Annotated in this window: 11 protein-coding genes; 9 read left to right on the top strand and 2 right to left on the bottom strand. The window is 74.5% G+C overall.

Annotated elements, in window-relative coordinates; translation table 11 throughout:
- Positions 1-7 precede the first annotated feature (7 nt).
- Both ACFZDE_RS34130 and ACFZDE_RS34125 read left to right on the top strand, forming a co-directional pair.
- Positions 8-874 (top strand): DeoR family transcriptional regulator, encoded by an 867-nt coding sequence (locus tag ACFZDE_RS34130; RefSeq protein WP_391005342.1) that lies wholly within the window; start codon positions 8-10, stop codon positions 872-874.
- A 98-nt stretch (positions 875-972) separates the two neighbouring features.
- On the top strand, positions 973-2,517 hold the full coding sequence (locus ACFZDE_RS34125; protein WP_391206818.1) for a hypothetical protein: 1,545 nt from the start codon (positions 973-975) through the stop codon (positions 2,515-2,517).
- Here ACFZDE_RS34125 and ACFZDE_RS34120 read toward each other — a convergent pair.
- Positions 2,510-3,715: a Glu/Leu/Phe/Val dehydrogenase dimerization domain-containing protein gene (locus ACFZDE_RS34120; RefSeq protein ID WP_391005175.1), complete on the bottom strand. Its 1,206-nt coding sequence runs from the start codon at positions 3,713-3,715 to the stop codon at positions 2,510-2,512. The genes ACFZDE_RS34125 and ACFZDE_RS34120 overlap by 8 nt on opposite strands.
- A gap of 69 nt (positions 3,716-3,784) precedes the next feature.
- The gene (gene solA / locus ACFZDE_RS34115; RefSeq protein WP_391005173.1) at positions 3,785-4,966 is read right to left on the bottom strand and encodes an N-methyl-L-tryptophan oxidase; all 1,182 of its coding nucleotides are present in this window, start codon (positions 4,964-4,966) and stop codon (positions 3,785-3,787) included.
- Positions 4,967-5,283: 317 nt separating this feature from the next.
- Between solA and ACFZDE_RS34110 the strand changes: the two genes are divergently transcribed.
- The 7 genes from ACFZDE_RS34110 (at position 5,284) to ACFZDE_RS34080 (ending at position 16,300) form a co-directional block, all read left to right on the top strand.
- A complete protein-coding gene (locus ACFZDE_RS34110) occupies positions 5,284-7,368 on the top strand; it encodes an acetate--CoA ligase family protein (RefSeq protein WP_391206816.1) in 2,085 nt (694 codons plus the stop codon).
- Positions 7,365-8,171 (top strand): SDR family oxidoreductase, encoded by an 807-nt coding sequence (locus tag ACFZDE_RS34105; protein WP_391206813.1) that lies wholly within the window; start codon positions 7,365-7,367, stop codon positions 8,169-8,171. Before ACFZDE_RS34110 ends, ACFZDE_RS34105 begins: the two co-directional genes overlap by 4 nt.
- Positions 8,168-9,778, top strand: a complete 1,611-nt coding sequence (locus ACFZDE_RS34100) for a 5-guanidino-2-oxopentanoate decarboxylase (RefSeq protein WP_391206809.1) — start codon at positions 8,168-8,170, stop codon at positions 9,776-9,778. Before ACFZDE_RS34105 ends, ACFZDE_RS34100 begins: the two co-directional genes overlap by 4 nt.
- Positions 9,775-10,932: an acyl-CoA dehydrogenase family protein gene (locus ACFZDE_RS34095; RefSeq protein ID WP_391206806.1), complete on the top strand. Its 1,158-nt coding sequence runs from the start codon at positions 9,775-9,777 to the stop codon at positions 10,930-10,932. Before ACFZDE_RS34100 ends, ACFZDE_RS34095 begins: the two co-directional genes overlap by 4 nt.
- 652 nt (positions 10,933-11,584) lie before the next feature.
- Positions 11,585-13,789 carry a LuxR C-terminal-related transcriptional regulator gene (locus ACFZDE_RS34090; RefSeq protein WP_391206803.1) on the top strand — a complete coding sequence of 735 codons (2,205 nt, stop codon included), beginning with the start codon at positions 11,585-11,587 and terminating at the stop codon, positions 13,787-13,789.
- A 366-nt stretch (positions 13,790-14,155) separates the two neighbouring features.
- Positions 14,156-15,226 carry a Gfo/Idh/MocA family oxidoreductase gene (locus ACFZDE_RS34085; protein ID WP_391206800.1) on the top strand — a complete coding sequence of 357 codons (1,071 nt, stop codon included), beginning with the start codon at positions 14,156-14,158 and terminating at the stop codon, positions 15,224-15,226.
- A 63-nt stretch (positions 15,227-15,289) separates the two neighbouring features.
- Positions 15,290-16,300, top strand: coding sequence for an NAD-dependent epimerase/dehydratase family protein (locus ACFZDE_RS34080; RefSeq protein WP_391005159.1), 1,011 nt, complete (start codon positions 15,290-15,292; stop codon positions 16,298-16,300).
- Positions 16,301-16,806: the final 506 nt, after the last annotated feature.

The raw sequence follows: 16,806 nt of genomic DNA, 5'->3' as shown, positions 1-16,806 counted from the left end.
TCGCGCGATGTGCCGGCGGAACCTTCCGGACATCTGTCTCGACGGCACCACGGAGCCGACGATGACCGACCGGACACGCGATACGCGGATCTCGACCGTCCTGGCGCTCCTGTCACAGCGCGGGGAGCTCCAGGTGCGGTTCCTGCCGACGATCCTCGGGGTCTCGGGCGCCACCGTGCGCCGGGACCTGGCGGTGATGGAGGAGAAGGGACTGATCCGCCGCTCCTACGGCAAGATCGCCGCCGCCCGGCGCGGCGCGGAACTGCCCGTCAGCCTGCGCCGCTCACAGAACACCGAGGCCAAGCGCCGGATCGGTGCGCTGGCCTCCTCCCTGATACCGTCCCGGCCGCTCACCATGGCGCTGAGCGGGGGCAGCACGGTCGGCTTCGTCGCCAGCAGTCTGGCCGGCCGCCCGGATCTGACGGTCGTCACCAACGGCCTCGACACGGCGACGTCCCTCATGGCGCGCCAGGTGGTCAGTGTCGTGGTCACCGGGGGCACCGCGCGCCCCCTGTCCAACGACCTCGTCGGCCGGGCCGCGGAGAAGACCTTGCGTTCGTACCAATTCGATTTCGCGATCGTCGGCGTGGACGGCATCAGTCCTGAAGTCGGTTTCACCCGGCACAGCGCGCGCGGTGCGGAGATCGACCGCATCATGCTGGAGCAGGCCCAGCACAAAATCGTCGTCGCGGACAGTTCGAAACTCGGGCGGGTGCATCAGGCGAAAATCGCGGACGTCGGCTCCATCAACACCCTGGTGACCGACTCGCATGCCAACGCGGAGATAGTCGCCGCGCTCAGGAAGAGCGGGGTGAACACCACGCTGGTCGTCATTCCCGCCACGGTGAAGAGCAATCGAATTCGTTTTCCCTGATGCTCGGGCTCCCGTGAGCGCGATTCATGCTCTTATCATGCAATCCCGAAATCCGCGGACGTCGCGGGCTCGGTGGGCGAGGGGAGGACGTCTGCGTCATGGCGCTGACCGCCATAGCGTCGCGTACCAGGACGGAGAGCCGGGGGGACGCCGAACTGCTTCGGGCCGTCCGCGCCGGACAAGGCCCGCTGTTCGAGGTGATCCACCGGCGCCACGGGGACGCCGCCCTCGCCTACGCGCTGACCTGCACGCCGTCCGTCCCGGTGGCGAAGGATCTGGTCGCGTCCGCCTTCGGCTATCTCCGCGACCAGATCGTCTCCCCCGTCCCGCTGGAGCACGGCCGTCACTCGGGCTGCGTCCGGCTCCGGTTGCTGGAGTCGGTCCGCCTGGCCGCGGTGACCCGGGCCCTGCGATCCCCCCACTCCTTCCTGCCGGAGTTCACCAGGTGGATCCGCGGCGGTTCCATGTGGCCGATGCTGGACGACGGTCAGCTCGCCCTCGCCTACGAGCAGTTGCCGCCCATGGCCCAGTGCCTGCTGTGGCACGGCCTGGCCGAGGGCGACGACGACTCGGACATCGCGGCGATCAGCGGGCTGTACGGCGACGAGCTGGCCCGTGGTCTGCAACGCGCGAACCTGACGCTGCGGCAGGTCCGCATAGACCTGTACTGCGAGCGGATGGAGAACGCCGACTGCCTGCAGTACCTCCAGTCCGTCACCGACTTCCCCGGGGCGCCCCTGGACCCCGCCGTCGCCGACCACCTGGGCAACTGCCCGCGCTGTTTCGCGCTGTACGAAGACCTCGTCGACCTGGACGCCCGCGCCTCGCGGCATCTGCCGCTGCGGCTGCTGGGGTGGTGGCCGGTGCACGAGTACCAGGCCAACAAGCGGCAACTGCGCGGCCCTTCGTTCACCCTCCCCAAGCGCCCGCGCCGTCGTGCCGCGTCCACCGCGGGCACCTCGCCCGCGGGCGCCCCGGCGGCGCGCTCGGGGGGTGCGGGTCCCCCGGCGGCGGGACGGGCGCGTCACCGCAAGCCGTCGGCGTACCGCAGACTCATGGCGCCGGCGAAGCGACGCCGGGCCGTGGCCCTCGCGGTCGCGTCGGGGGTGCTGGCCGGCACGGCGCTGACCGTGTACTGGGTGACCGGCACGAACACCGACCCCGACCCGGGGCCCGCCTCGCCGGGACCGTCCGCGCCGGACGGCACCCCGCCCCCGGCCGAGGGAGAGGTCCGCGCCGACGCGTTCGCCTACTCACAGGGCCCGGTCACACCGGCCCCGCAGGGCGGGCCGCACGCCCTGCGGCTCACCGACGGAGCACAAGTGGGCTACGAGGGCGTGCGGTTCGGCACCGCGCGCTACGACCGGCTCGGCGTGCGCGTCTCCGAACTCGCCGAGCGGGCGCAACGGCTGGAGTTCTACACGGGCAAGGGCAAGGGCAAGCTGTGGGCGTCCGTCGACCTGATGTCGACGGGCGCCGACGGGGAACCGCTAGAGGTCCGCGTCGAGCCGCTGCCCGGACGGCAGAATCTGCGCGTCGTGGCCCGGTGCGAGGGTGAGCGCCCCTGCGTCACCCTGCAGTCCTTCCGCCTCCTGCGCTCGGACTCCCGGCCGGAGCGCCCGGGACGTGCGGGGGTCAGGTGAACGCGGCATCGATGGCGGTGAGGTTGTGCTCCACGACGGCCTGAGCGGCCTGTCGCGGGGTGACACCCCCCGCGTCGGCGCTGTCGAGCATGTTCGAGGTGAGCCGGCGCATGGCCGCGCGGACCATGGCATGGGCCTCGCCGGAGTCGGCGCCGATGTCACCGAACAGGGTCCACCACCACCAGGCGTTGGTGGCGGAGTTGACCACGAAGTCCGGCAGCACCGTCACCCCGCGGGCGTGCAGCGCCGCCTCGGCCTCGGGCAGCACCGGCATGTTCGCCGCCTCGGCGATCACCCGCGCCGTGATCCGGTGCTGGTCGGCCGGTGTGACGCAGTAGGAGACCGCCGCGGGCACCAGCACCTCGCACTCGATGTCGAGCCAGGTGCCGCCGTCCGCCTCGGTGTCCTGCGGGCGCAGCTGCGCGCGGTCGACCGCGCCGAAGGCGTCCCGGGTGAGCAGCAGCCGTTCCACGTCGAGACCTTCGGGGTTGGCGACGACACCGTGCGCGTCGGCGACGGCCACCACCTTCACACCCGCCCGGGCGAGATAGCGGGCGGTGGCGCCGCCCATCGACCCGAAGCCCTGCACGACCGCCCGGGCCGCGCCGTACTCCAGGCCGATGCGGTCCAGGGCCGTCAGAGCGGACTCCGCGACCCCCAGTCCGCCGACGAGTTCGGGCAGGGGCACCCCGTCGACGGTGACCGCGAACGCGTCCGCGAGCCGCAGCCGGGCCGTCACCGGATCGTCCAGCAGCGGGTAGATCGCCTCGATGGTGCTGTCCAGGCCGATCTTCGCCGCGGCCTCGTCGACGCTGTCCTGCCGCACCCCCAGGTCCTCGCCCGTGGTCCAGTAGTCGCGCAGCAGCGGCTTGATCCCCTGGAGGAACCGGCCGAGCACCGCCGGGCTCCCGGGGTCGCGCGGGTCGAAGTCGATGCCGCCCTTCGCGCCGCCGAGCGGTATGTAGCGCCGGGCCGGGTCGTAGTGCAGCGCCTCCTTGCGGGTCATGCCGGCGGCGAGCCCGCGCACTTCCTCCAGGGTGCAGCCGTCCCGCATCCGCAGCCCGCCGCTGGCCACGCCGCGGACGAGCCGGTCGATGACCACGAAGCCCTGACGGCCGGTGACCGGATCGGTCCAGACGACCTCCAGATACGGACTGCGGGTGGTCGTGGCGCCGGAGGTGGTGATGGTGGCAGTCATGCGTCGTCCGTCCCTTTGCCCGGTGCGGGGCGATGTCGAGGCAGGAAGGTGGTGCGGGCCGGCGGCCGGTCAGGTCATCCAGTTGACCGGGTGGTCCGGGTCGGTGAGGGCCGGCCGGTCCAGCCGGAAGGGTGTGTACGGCTCGGTGGCGCCGAGCGCCGGATCACCGGCGAGTTCGGCCAGCATCCGGCCCAGGGTCGGGGCGAACTTGTAGGCGTGCCCCGCGCCGAGACCGACCAGGATCCGCTCCGCCCCGGGTACGGCGCCGAGCACGAAGTCACGGTCGGGGGTGAGCGTGTACAGACAGCGCTTGGAGCGCACGGGGGCGCCGCTGCCCGGGAAGGTCGCCGCCATGAACGACGACAGGCGTTCCAGCATGACCGGGTCGGTGGTGCCGGTGCGGGTCTCCGGGGTGACCTCGGGCCCGCCGCAGTCCTCACCGGCCTTGATCGTGGCCTCGCCGTAGCAGGGGAAGCCGAAGAAGCTCGGGTCGTCGAGCCAGATCCACACCGGGAACACCTCGGGGGCGTACCGGGCCGGGTCGGCCGGCTCGAAGTAGGTGATCTGCTGGTCGAGGACCGTGAGCGGGATGGCGGCGCCCAGCGGCTCCAGCAGCCGGTTGGTCCACGCGTCGCCGCACAGCACCACCTTCTCGGCGCAGAAGCGCCCGGCGGGCGTCACCACCTCGACGCCGTTCGCCCCGTGGTGCACCTGAGTGACCGGGGTGCGGTCCATCAGCACGGCGCCGGACTGCACCGCCAGGCGCTGCATCGCGGCCACCGACTGCGCCGCCGGCACGATGGAGGTGCGCTCCTGGTAGAGGGTGGAGGTGCCGTCCGGGAGCCTGACCTGCGGCCAGCGGGCGCGGACCTCCTCGACGTCGAGCACCTCGTAGGGGATCCGCTCGGTGTCCAGGCTCTTGGTGTAGTCGTCCAGGGGGAGCGCCGAGCCCTCGGGGCACAGGTCGATCCCGCCGGTGGTGGTCACCAGCTTCTGACCGGAGGCCTCCTCCAGCGTGGCCCAGTCCGCGTAGGCGTGGTGGGTGAGCCGGACGTAGTCGGGCCGGTGGTAGCTGTGCCTGAGGATCCGTGAGGTGTCGTGGGAGGCCCCGCGGTCGTGCCCGAACGCGAACTGCTCGAGTCCGAGGACGCGGCGTCCGGAGCGGGCGAGATGCCAGGCCGCGGCTGATCCCAGTCCGCCCAGGCCGATGACGACGACATCGAAGGTCCGGGTAGCTGCGTGAGCGCTCATGGAGGTCCTTTTCGCTGCGCAGAAGCGGTGCCGCCCGGTTGGGGTCCCGGCGCGTCGGCCGGGTGGGGCCCCCGCGGGTGGCGGCTGTGCTTCGACGATGGCGGACCGCCCTGGGGATGTCAATAGATTCTGATTCTGTTGCTGACTCGCAAGTCAGTGACTTTCCCTTTGGCATGCTGCTGGTGAGAGCCATTGACATCTCGGCAGAAGACACCTCACGATCCGTCTTACTGACTGTAGCGCCAGTCAGTAACGACCTTCCGGTCCGCCGGTTCCCTCCGGTCCTCCGGTCTTCTGCGAACGAGGAGTCGAGACTCATGACCGACCCGCCCGCGGCCGGCCCCCCGCGTTCCTCACTCGCCGTGTTCCGCGACCCGGCGTCGGTGGCCGTCGTCGGGGCCTCCTCGAACCCCGCCAAGTGGGGCCACTGGCTGGCGCGCGGCGCCCTCGCCGGCCGCGACCGGCGATCGGTACACCTCGTCTCACACGGCGGCAGCGACATCCTGGGCGCGCCGACGGCGCCCACGCTCACGGCGCTGCCCGAGGTGCCGGACCTCGTCGCCGTGTGCGTCCCCGCCCCCCATGTCGCCCCCGTCATCGACGAGGCACTCGGCCTCGGCGTGCGCGGCTTCCTCGGCATCACCGCCGGGGTGCCCGACGCGGCGGGCCTGGCCGCGCGCATCACCGCCGCCGGGGCCAGGATCATCGGCCCCAGCAGCCTCGGCCTGTACGACGCCGAGACCGAACTGCACATCGCCTGGGGGGACTTCCAGCCCGGGCGGCTGGCCATCGTCTCCCAGAGCGGACAGGTCGGCAGCGAACTCGCCCAGCTGGCCCGCGGCGCCGGGCTCGGCATCTCCCGCTTCGTCTCGGTCGGCGGCCAGGTGGACGTCACCATGGCGGAGCTGCTCGACGACCTCGCCGATCACGCCTCCACCGCCGTCGTCGCCCTGTACGCCGAGAGCTTCGGTGACGGGGAGCGCGTCTTCGCCGCCGTACGGCGGCTGCGCCGGGCGGGCAAGCCGGTGCTCGTGCTGAGCGCCGGGGACAGCGAGGCCGGGGCCCGCGCCGCCCGCTCCCACACCAGCGCCCTCACCTCCCCCGCGGAGCTGGTCGACGCGGCCTGCCGCGCCGCCGGAGCCCTGCGCGTGCCCACCCCCGCCGCGCTGGTCGACGTGGCCGCCTGCGTCGCCGCGGGCACCCCGCCCCGGGGCCGGCGCATCGCCGTCCTCAGCGACAGCGGCGGACAGGGCGCGCTGGCCGCCGACTGCGCCCACCGCGACGGCCTCACCGTCCCCCGGCTGAGTGCCCCGCTCGCCGGCGAGATCGCCGCCCTGCTGCCGGAGACCGCCGCCACCGACAACCCCGTCGACCTCGCCGGCGCGGGGGAGCAGGACCTGTCCAGCTACACCGCGGTCGCCCGCGCCCTGCTGCGCTCCGGCGAGGTCGACAGCGTCCTGATGTCGGGCTACTTCGGCCGCTACGGGCTGGACAGCACCGCCCTCGCCGGAGCCGAGCAGGACGAGGCCGCCGCCCTGGCCGCGCTGCCGGTCACCTACGGACGGGCCCTCGTGCTGCACTCCATGGGCGCCGACGGCGAGGCAGCCGACCTGCTGCGCGCCCTCGGCGTCCCGGTGTTCCCCACCGTCGGCGCCGCCTCGCGGGCCCTGTCCGGCGCCGTCGAACTGGACGCCCGGCCGGTGCGGGAGCCCGCTCCCGGCGCCCCCGACACCCGCGCCCCCGCCGGATTCTGGGAGACCCGGGCCGATCTGCTCGGCGCCGGGATCGTCTTCCCCGAGGCGCGCCGGGTGCCCGACCGGGCCCGACTGCTCGCCGCGTTCGCCGAGTTGAGGCCGCCCTTCGTGCTGAAGGCGCCCTGGCTGGAGCACAAGACCGAGGCGGGCGGGGTGCGGATCGGCCTCGCCGACGCCACCGCGGCCACCGCGGCCTTCGACGAGATGCGCGGACGCCTGGGCGAGGGCCCCTACCTGCTGGAGGAGCAGGACGTCCGCTCCGATGTCACCGAGCTGATCGTCGGCGCCCGCCGCGCGCCCGGCATCGGCCCGGTCGTCACCGTCGGCGCGGGCGGCACCCGGGCCGAGGTGCACCGCGACACCGTCACCGAATGCGCGCCCGTCTCCCCCGAACAGGCCCGCGCGATGATCCTCCGGCTGCGCTGCGCCCCCCTGCTCACCGGCTGGCGCGGAGCGCCCCCGGCCGATCTCGACGCCCTGGTGCACGCCGTGGTGGCGGTCTCCCGCCTCATCACCCGGTACCGGGGCGAGCGGATCGAACTGGAGATCAACCCGCTGCGGGTCGGTCCCGACGGAGCCGTCGCCGTCGACGCGCTGCTGCTCGCCCCGGCCGACGGCCCGGGCCACGACACACAGGGAGAGACATGAACGACGGGACACCATCGCGGGAGTTCGCCGGACGGGTGGCGCTGGTCACCGGTGGCGGCTCCGGCATCGGCCGGGCCGTCGCCCGGCGTTGGGCCGCGGGCGGCGGGCACGTCACCGTGCTGGGCCGCCGCGAGGACGCGCTGAACGAGACCGTGAAACTGATCGAGGCCGCGGGCGGCAGCGCCGACGCCGTCACCTGCGACGTCCGTGACGCCGCCGCCGTCGAGACGGCCGTGGACGCGGTCGCACAGCGGCACGGCCGGCTCGACGCCCTGGTCAACAACGCCGCCGGCAACTTCGTCGTGCCCGGCGAGAAGCTCTCCCCGGGCGGCTGGAAGGCCGTCATCGACATCGTGCTCAACGGCACCTTCCACTGCACCCGGGCCGCCGCCCGCCACATGCTCGACCAGGGCGGCGGCGCCGTCCTCAACGTCATCGCCAGCTACGCCTGGCACGGCCACCCCGGCACCGTGCACAGCGCCGCGGCCAAGGCCGGCGTGCTCGCCATGACACGCACCCTGGCCGTGGAATGGGCCCCGCGCGGCGTCCGGCTGAACTGCCTGGCCCCCGGCCCGACGGAGACCGAGGGCGCCTCGGCCGCGCTGTGGCCGACCGAGGACGCCCGCGCCCGCGTCCTCGCCAGCGTGCCCGCCGCCCGCTTCACCACCCCCGAGGAAGTGGCCCGGACCGCCGCGTTCCTGCTCGGCGACGGCGCCGCCTACATCACCGGCGAGGTGCTCACCGTCGACGGCGGCCAGTGGCTCGGCAAGCCCGTCTACACCGACCCGGGGGCCGCGTCATGAGCGAGAAGCTCACCGGCGGCGAGGCGCTCGTCGCGGCCCTGCGCGCCCATGGCACCGACACCGTCTTCGGCATCCCTGGCACCCACAACCTGCCCGTCTACGCGGCCCTTTCCCGCTACGGCGTACGCGACGTCACCCCCCGGCACGAGCAGGGCGCCGGATTCGCCGCCGACGGCTGGGCCCGCGCCTCGGGACGGCCCGGGGTCTGCCTGACCACCACCGGCCCGGCCCTGCTCAACGCCGCCACCGCCGCGGCCCAGGCCTACTCCGACTCCGTGCCCGTGCTGTTCCTCTCGCCCGGCCTGCCGCTGCGCCACCCCGGGCGGGGCAACGGCTATCTGCACGAGGTGAAGGACCAGCGGGCCGCGCTGGACGCCGTCGTCGCCTACAGCCACCGCGTCACCGCCGTCGAGGAGATCCCGGTCGCGGTGGCCCGCGCGTTCGCCGCGATGACCGGCGGGCGGCCCCGCCCCGTGCATCTGGAGATCCCCCTCGACCTGCTCGACGAGCGGGCCGAGGTCACGATCGCCGAACCGGTCACGGTCCCGCGCCTCGCCCCGTCCCTGCCGAAGGTCAGGGCCGCCGCCCGGATCCTCGCCGACGCGGTGCGGCCGGTCCTCGTCGCGGGCGGCGGCGGCAACGGCGCCGCCGTACAACTGCGCGCCCTGGCCGAACGGCTGGGCGCGCCCGTCGTCACCACCGCCAACGGCAAGGGCGTCCTGCCCGACGACCACCCCCTGGCCGTCGGTGCCGGACTGCACCACCAGGCCGTGCGCGACCTGGTGCGCGACAGCGACGCCGTGATCGCGGTGGGCACCGAACTCGCCCCCAGCGACCTGTGGTTCGGGCCGCTCGACATCCCCGGCCCGCTGATCCGGATCGACGCCGACGCCGAGGCCGTCACCGCCAACGCCCTGCCCGACGTCGCACTCGTCGCCGACGCGGCCCTCGCCCTCGGCTCGCTCCTGGAGCACCTGATCCGCCCCGGCGCGGCGGCCCAGGGCGCCGAACGCGCCGCGCGCGCCCGCGCGCACCACCGGGAGCAGGCCCGCGCCGAAGGCGCCGCCCACCTGGGGCTGACCCGGGCCCTGGCGACGGCCCTGGGACGCGAGGGGGTCCTGGCCGGCGACTCCACGATGGCCTGCTACTACGGCGCCCTGTCCAACCTGCCCGGCCACACGCCCCGTTCGTTCCTGTACCCGACGGGCCTGGGCACCCTCGGCTACGGGCTGCCCGCCGCCATCGGGGCCAAGCTGGCCCGCCCCGAGGTGCCCGTGATCGCCCTGCACGGCGACGGCGGGGTGATGTTCACCGTGCAGGAACTGGCCACCGCCGCGCAGCTGGGGCTGGCGCTGCCCGTGGTCGTCGTCGACAACGGCGGCTACGGCGAGATACGCGACGAGATGGCCGCCCGGGACGAGCCCGTCCACGCCGTGGACCTGCCCCCGGTCGACTTCGCCCTCGTGGCCCGCGCCATGGGCTGCCACGGCGTGCGCGCCGACGACGAGGAACAGCTGGTCCGCGCGCTCGGCGTGGCCCTGGAGGCCGACCGGCCCACCCTGATCCACCTGATGGAACGGCCCCCGGCTGAGATTGGAGCAGCATGAACGACCTGAGGGAACCCTGGCCGCTGACCGACGAGCAGCGCGCCGTCGTGGACCTGTGCCGGGACTTCGCACGCAACGAGATCCGGCCGCGCGGCCGCGAGGTGGACGAGGCGGACGTCCAGACGCCCGTCGACCTGTGGCGCGAGGCAGCGAAGATCGGCATCACCGACTTCATGCTGCCCGAGGACCTGGGCGGCGGCGGTTTCACCGACGTCTTCACCCAGTGCCTGGTGCAGGAGGAGCTCTGCTTCGGCGACCCCGGCATCGGCAACCTGCTCTGCTCGAACGGGTTCTTCGCCGACCCGCTGCTGGCCCTCGGCACCGAGGAGCAGCAGCGGCGCTGGCTGGGACCCCTGGTCGGCCCGGACGCGCCCATGACGTCACTGGCCACCACCGAACCGGGCTCCGGGTCCGACGCCGCCTCCATCACCACCACCGCGAAGAAGGTCGACGGCGGCTATCTCCTGAACGGGCAGAAGGCGTGGATCTCCAACGCCGGAGCGGCCCGCTTCTACGTCGTCTTCGCCAAGACCGACCCCGCCCTGCGGTCCCGGGGCGTCAGCGCCTTCCTGCTGCGCGCCGGCACCGACGGGCTGACCTTCGGCGAGCCCATGCGGAAGATGGGCCAGCGCGCCATCGTCTGCCGCGAGGTGTTCCTCAGCGACGTCCTCGTCCCCGAGGAGGACCGGCTCGGCGCGGAGGGTGAGGGCTTCGTCGGGCTGATGCGCACCTTCGACATCTCCCGGATCGTGCTGGGCGCCGCGGCCGTCGGCGCGGCCCGCGCCGCCTACGAGTACGCCCGTGACTACGCCCGCACCCGCGAGCAGTTCGGCAAGCCGATCATCGAGCACCAGGCCGTCGCCTTCCGCCTGGCCGACATGGCCAACCGCATCCACGTCGCGCGGTTGCAGGTCCTGCACGCCGCGCGGGTCGTCGACGCGGGCGGGGACGTCACCGGACTGGCCGCGATGGCCAAGCTGACGGCGTCGGAGACGGCCATGTTCTGCACCTGGGCCGGACTGCAGACGATGGGCGGCTGGGGCTACTCGCGCGAGTACCCCATGGAGCAGTGGATGCGGGACGCGAAGCTGGAGGAGATCGAGGAGGGCACTTCCGACATCATGCGGCTCGTCATCTCCCGCAACCTGCCCTGATCCGAGGGCAACCGCTCGGCCACACTGAGCAGTTGACGCCGGGTGCCCTTCCCGCTGATCAGACACGTCACCGCCCGCGTACTGGGCGGTGACGCGTTGTCCGAGCAGAGGAGGGACCCGTATGCGTGCGGACACCACACCGGCGCCCCCGGGGCCCCGGTGTGACGAACCGCCGGGGTCCGCGGGGTCGCGCACGGCGTCCTCGGACGACAGCTCCGTCCCGGCCGTCGAAGCCGCCCTCCTGCTCCTGAAGGACGGGCACGTCGCGTCGTGGACGGACACGGACCCCTCGGTACCGGGGCGGCCGGTACCGAGGGGTCTTGACCTGGTGCTGCGCACGGCCCCGTACCGCCCCGCGCCGGGCCCGCGACCGGCGCCCGCGCCGGGGTCAGGACGTCGATTCGGGCCCGGGGCATCCGCCGGGGCCGGGACCGGGGTCCGGCCCGGGCCTGCCGCGGGGTGCGGAGCGGCCGCGGGGTGCGGAACCGCCGCCGGGCCCGGGCACGCTCTCTTGCCGGGCGCCGGGGCCGAATCCGGTGTCGGGCCCGAACCCGGCCGCGGTCCCGCGACCGGTGCCGGACCTGGATCGGGTCCCGCGACCGGTGCCGGACTCGAACCCCGCGTCCGGCCCGGCCTCCGGGGCGGGCAGGCCGTGCGGTTGCCCCGGGCCTACCGGCGGCTCGTGCAGTGTCTGGCCGTGCTCGGCGAGGAGGTCCCGCTCCAGCGGCTCGGTGAACTCGTCGAGCACACACAGGAGGTGGCGCCGATCGTCGAGGCCGCCGCGGAGGCCGGACTGGTCCTCTGGCACCCCGGCGAGGGCCGGGTGTCGGTGGCCGGGCCGATGCGGACCCTGGTCATCGCCACGATGAGCGCCCCGGAGACCTGCTTCGCCCACGGCTGGGCCGCCCGGCACGCCCAGGGCGCCGCCGCCCTGCTGCACCGCGCGGCGGCCGCCCGCGGACCCGACGAGGACCTGGCCCGGCAACTGGACGCCCAGGCCAGACGACTGGCGGCGCGCGGACGCCCGGCGCGGGCCGCCGAACTCGCCCGGCGCGCGGCGGATGTGTCGGCCGGTGCCGGCCGGGCAGCCCGCAGGACGGCCGACGCGGCCGAGTTCGCGCTGCGGGCCCACGACCTGGAGCACGCCCGCCGAGCGCTCGCGCGGGTGGAGGCGGACACCGCCTCCGCCCGGCACCGCGCGCTGGCCGGCCGGCTCGCGGTGCTGGAGGGCCGGTTCGCCGAAGGCGCGCTACGGCTCGGCGAGGCCTGCCGGGAACTGCGGCTGGCGGGCGAGGACGGGGGACTGGAGGCAGCGGTCGTCTGGGCCGTCGAGGCCCGGTGGCTCACCGGAACGCCCGCGGCCGAACTGCGCGAACACCTCGCCCGCTGGGCTCCCGCGCACGCCGGCGACCCGTACTGGGAGGGCGCCCGGCGCTGCTTGAACGCCGTGCTGACCGCCTCCGCCGAAGGCCCGGTCAAGGCCCTGAGCGTACTGACCGCCGCGCCGCGCGCCTCGATGGAGGCACGCGACCGGGCGGCGGTCACCGAGGCGTGGCTGCGTCTGGAGGCCGGGGACGCCGAGGGGTGCGAGGCGGCGGTGCGTACCGTCCTCGGCGGAAACCACGTCCGGGAGGCGGCCCTGGTTGTCCGGGGCCATGCCCAGTGGCTGCGCGGCGCGTGGGGCCCGGCGGAGGCGACCGGCAGGGTCGCCCTGAGGTCGTCGAGCCCCCTGTGGCGGGCGCGCGGGCAGGAACTGCTGGACCTGATCGCGGCAGCCCGCGGCAGCGGCACACCGCAGCCGACGGACGCCGAGGGACATCCGGGGCAAGCCCCGCCGGACACCGACGCGCGACCGGTGGAGGCCTTCGTGCCGGACGTCGACGCGCGACCGACGGGTGCCCCCGAGCCGGACACCGACGCGCGGCGGACGGGTGCCTCCGTGTGGGACGCCGACGTGCGACCGACGGGTGCCTCCGAACCGGGCGTCGACGTGCAGCCGACGGGAACCTCCGTGCCGGACGCCGATGCGCGGCCGGCAGGAGTCTCCGTATGGGACGTCGACGCGCAACCGACGGGAATCTCCGAACCGGGCGTCGAGACGCAACCGGTGGAGACCTCCGTGCCGGAGGCCGTGGCGCGGTTGTTCCGGGCGCTCGTCGCCGACGCCGACGGGACGCAGGCCGCCGCCTGCCTCACGGCCCCCGAACACCGCCTGGCCCTGGACGTGTTCTCGGGCCCCCTGCTGCCGTGGCGCAAGGCCGAACTCGCGCGCGCCGCGGTCACCGCCGGGGACACGGCACTGGCCGCCTCCCTCCTCGGCTCCCTGCGGCGCGCACAGTCGGCCGGGCTGCCGCCGTGGGTGCGCGCCTGCGCGTCCGGGGTGGAGGCCCGTGCCATGGCGCTCACCGGCTCCCGCGAGGCCACCGCCCGGCTCTACGCCGAGGCCGACGCCGCCGCCGGGCCCTTCGAGTCGGCGGCCCCCTGGTACTACGCCCGCTACCAGGCGGACCACGCCGAGTTCCTCGCGGCGACGGGCCGCCGCCGCGACGCGGTCGACCGCTACCGTGCGGCCTGGACGATCGCCGCGCGGCTGGGAGCGGAACCCCTGCGCGCGAGGTGCGCGGCCGGGCTGCGCGCCCTGCGCATGCCCGGCCGGACCGAGCCGTTCGCGCTGACCGCCCGGGAGACGGAGGTGGCCCGGCTCGTCAGCAGCGGTATGAGCAACCGTGAGGTGGCGGCCCGGCTGTTCGTCACCCCCGCTTCGGTCGGCTTCCACCTCGGCAACATCTACGGCAAGCTCGGCATCCGCTCCCGCTACGAACTCCGCCGTTGGTGGGCCGGCCGGGACGAGGGGTGATCAGCCGCGCGTGACGAACTCCCACTCGACCTCGGCGGTGGAGCCGACCGAGGACCTTCACCGACAGCCGGAGCCTGCCTCGTGCCCGGTGGGCATCGTGCAGGGTGGGTGAGCAGTTCGGCGTGGATTCGGGGGCGGTGTTCCGGCAGTCGCCGTACCGGCCGGAAACGGCTTGCGTCCCTCCGCCGTGATCCGTTTGCATGGCCGGGCCCCTGTCCGCACGTCGGAGAGGGAACGCGCGGTGGCGCCGGACCGGACCCGCCCCGCACACCGGCCCGGCGCCACGTGACGCCGCCCCGCCGGGGGTTCGACGCCGCACCCCCGACGCCGTACGCATCTCGCCCGTACCTCCCCCCGAGGAGCCCCATGCCGCAGACCCGCCAGGCCGACGGACGCGCGGACCGCACCGCCCGTACGGTGCTGCCCGCGCCCCGGACTCCCTCCCCGCGCGACGCGCCGGTCCTCAACTGGGGTGTGATCGCCCCGGGCGGTATCGCCGCGTCGTTCGCCGGGGCGCTGCGCGCGCACACCGAGCAGCGCATCGTGGCGGTCGGCTCACGCGACGCCGGGCGGGCCCGCGCCTTCGCCGACCGGTTCGGCACAACGGCCGCCCACGGCGGCTACGCCGAGGTCGTCGACGACGCGCGGGTCGACGTCGTGTACATCGCCTCACCGCACTCCGAGCACTTCGCCCAGGCCCTCCAGGCGGTCGAGGCCGGCAAGCACGTCCTGGTGGAGAAGGCCTTCACCCGCAACGCGCGGGAGGCCGAGCAGCTCATCGAAGCCGCCCGCGCCAAGGGCGTGTTCTGCATGGAGGCGATGTGGACGCGCTTCCTGCCGCACATGGACATCGTCCGCCAGGTGCTCGACCTCGGGCTGCTGGGCGAGGTGCGCACGGTGACCGCGGACCACGGCCAGTTCATGGACCCGGCCACCGCCCACCGGCTGTTCGCCCCCGAACTGGCCGGCGGGGCCCTGCTGGACCTGGGCGTCTACCCGGTGTCCTTCGCGTCCATGGTGCTGGGGCCGTTCGCCTCGCTCACCACCGTCGGGGCCACCACCCACACCGGCGTCGACGGCCAGGCGTCGGTCGTCGTCACCAACGACGCCGGTGCGCACGGCGTGCTCAACACCACCCTCCACGCCCGCACCCCCACCACCGCGTCGATCTCGGGCACCCGGGCCCGGCTGGAGATCGAGGGCCCCTTCTACGCACCGGCGACGGTCCGGCTGATCGGGCGGTCCGACGAACTGCTCGGCCATCACGTCCCCGCCCTGCGCGAGGGAGGCCTGTGCTTCGAGGCCGCCGAGGTGGCCCGGTGCGTGGCCGCGGGCAGGACGGAGTCGGACCTCATGCCGCTCGACGAGACGCTGCGCGTCATGCGGGCCCTCGACCGGATCCGCGCCGACCTGGGCGTGACGTTCCCCGGCGAGTGACCCGGCACCCCCCGGCTGCACGGCGAGCCACCGTCCCCCCACCCCCGAGGAGCGGCACCCCTCATGACCACCCACCACATCAAGGGCCGGAGCGTCCTGTTCATCGGCGGCACCGGAGTGATCAGCTCGGCCTGCGCCGCGCGCGCCGCCGAACTCGGCGCCGATGTGCACCTGCTCAACCGCAGCGTCTCCGCCGCACGACCCGCGCCCGAGGGCGCCACCGTGATCACCGCCGACGTCCGTGACGGCGACGGGGTGCGCGCGGCCCTGGGCGGCCGGGAGTTCGACGTCGTCGTCGACTTCCTGGGCTTCACGACCGAGCAGGTCGCCCTGTCCGTCGACCTGTTCGCCGGGCGCACCGGCCAGTACGTGTTCATCGCCACCGCCGCCGCCTACCAGAGGCCCCCCGCCCGGGTGCCGGTCCCCGAGACGGCGCGGCTGCACAACCCGAACTCCGCCTACGCCCGGAACAAGATCGCCTGCGAGGAACTGCTCGCCCGGGCCCACCGCGAGCGGGGCCTGCCCGTCACCGTCGTACGGCCCTCCCACACCTACGACCGCACCGCCGTGCCCTTCGACGGCGGCTGGACCGCGGTGGAGCGGATGCGGCAGGGCAAGGAGGTGATGGTCCACGGCGACGGCACCTCACTGTGGACGCTGACGCACCACACCGACTTCGCGCTGGGCTTCACCGGGCTCCTGGGCCACCCCGGGGCGCTGGGGGAGACCTTCCACATCACCGGTGACGAGGTGCTGAGCTGGGACGAGATCTACCGGATCATGGCCGGTGCCGCCGGGGTTGACGAGCCGCGGCTGGTCCATGTGCCCTCCGACGCGATCGCCGCCGCCGACCCGGCCTGGGGTGAGGACCTCCTGGGCGACAAGGCCCACTCGATGGTCTTCGACAACACCAAGGTGCGGCGGCTGGTGCCCGAGTTCACGGCTTCCGTTCCGTTCACGCAGGGGGCCCGGGAGATCGTCGCCTGGTACGACGAGGATCCCGCCCGGCGTGTCGTGGACACCCGGCGCGAGGCGATCATGGAGCGGCTGATCGAGGCACACCGGCCGCGCTAGCGGCACCTGTGTGCGCCCGCGTGCCGGGCCGGGGACGTCCGGGCCGGTCACACCCGGACGTCCCCACCCTCAGCGGGTCGTGAGGACGAGCGCGCCGGAGCCGTCGGGCCGTCCCGCGAACGCCGTACCGGCCGCGCTCCGGTCCGGTGCGGCCCGAGGCCCGCCCGCGGGCTCCCGGGGAGCCCGGTGGGCGGGCGGCGCGGCACGTCGGACCCGGTCGGGCAGGACCGCAGGGCCCGGCGGGAGAGCTCCCGCCGCACTCGCGAACCGCTCAGGAGGGACGAGCAGTTCGCGGGGCCCGGCGACGGCACTGCCCGCGCCGCACGGCCCCTGACCGTGCGGAAACCGTCCGACCGGTCTTTCCGCCGTACGGAAGGCACCTCCACCGCGTCCGGCCGCCACTGGGCTGCGATCTCCGGGTGTGGCACGGTGGGCCGGGACTTCGCCGTGATCCCCCCGCACGGCGAAGTCCCGTGCCCACGGTGCCTCTTGCCGCCGACCGCGTG

It is taken from the genome of Streptomyces sp. NPDC007929 (assembly GCF_042959065.1).
In the GTDB taxonomy this organism is placed as follows: domain Bacteria; phylum Actinomycetota; class Actinomycetes; order Streptomycetales; family Streptomycetaceae; genus Streptomyces.
This window is presented reverse-complemented; position numbering and strand designations above follow the sequence as displayed.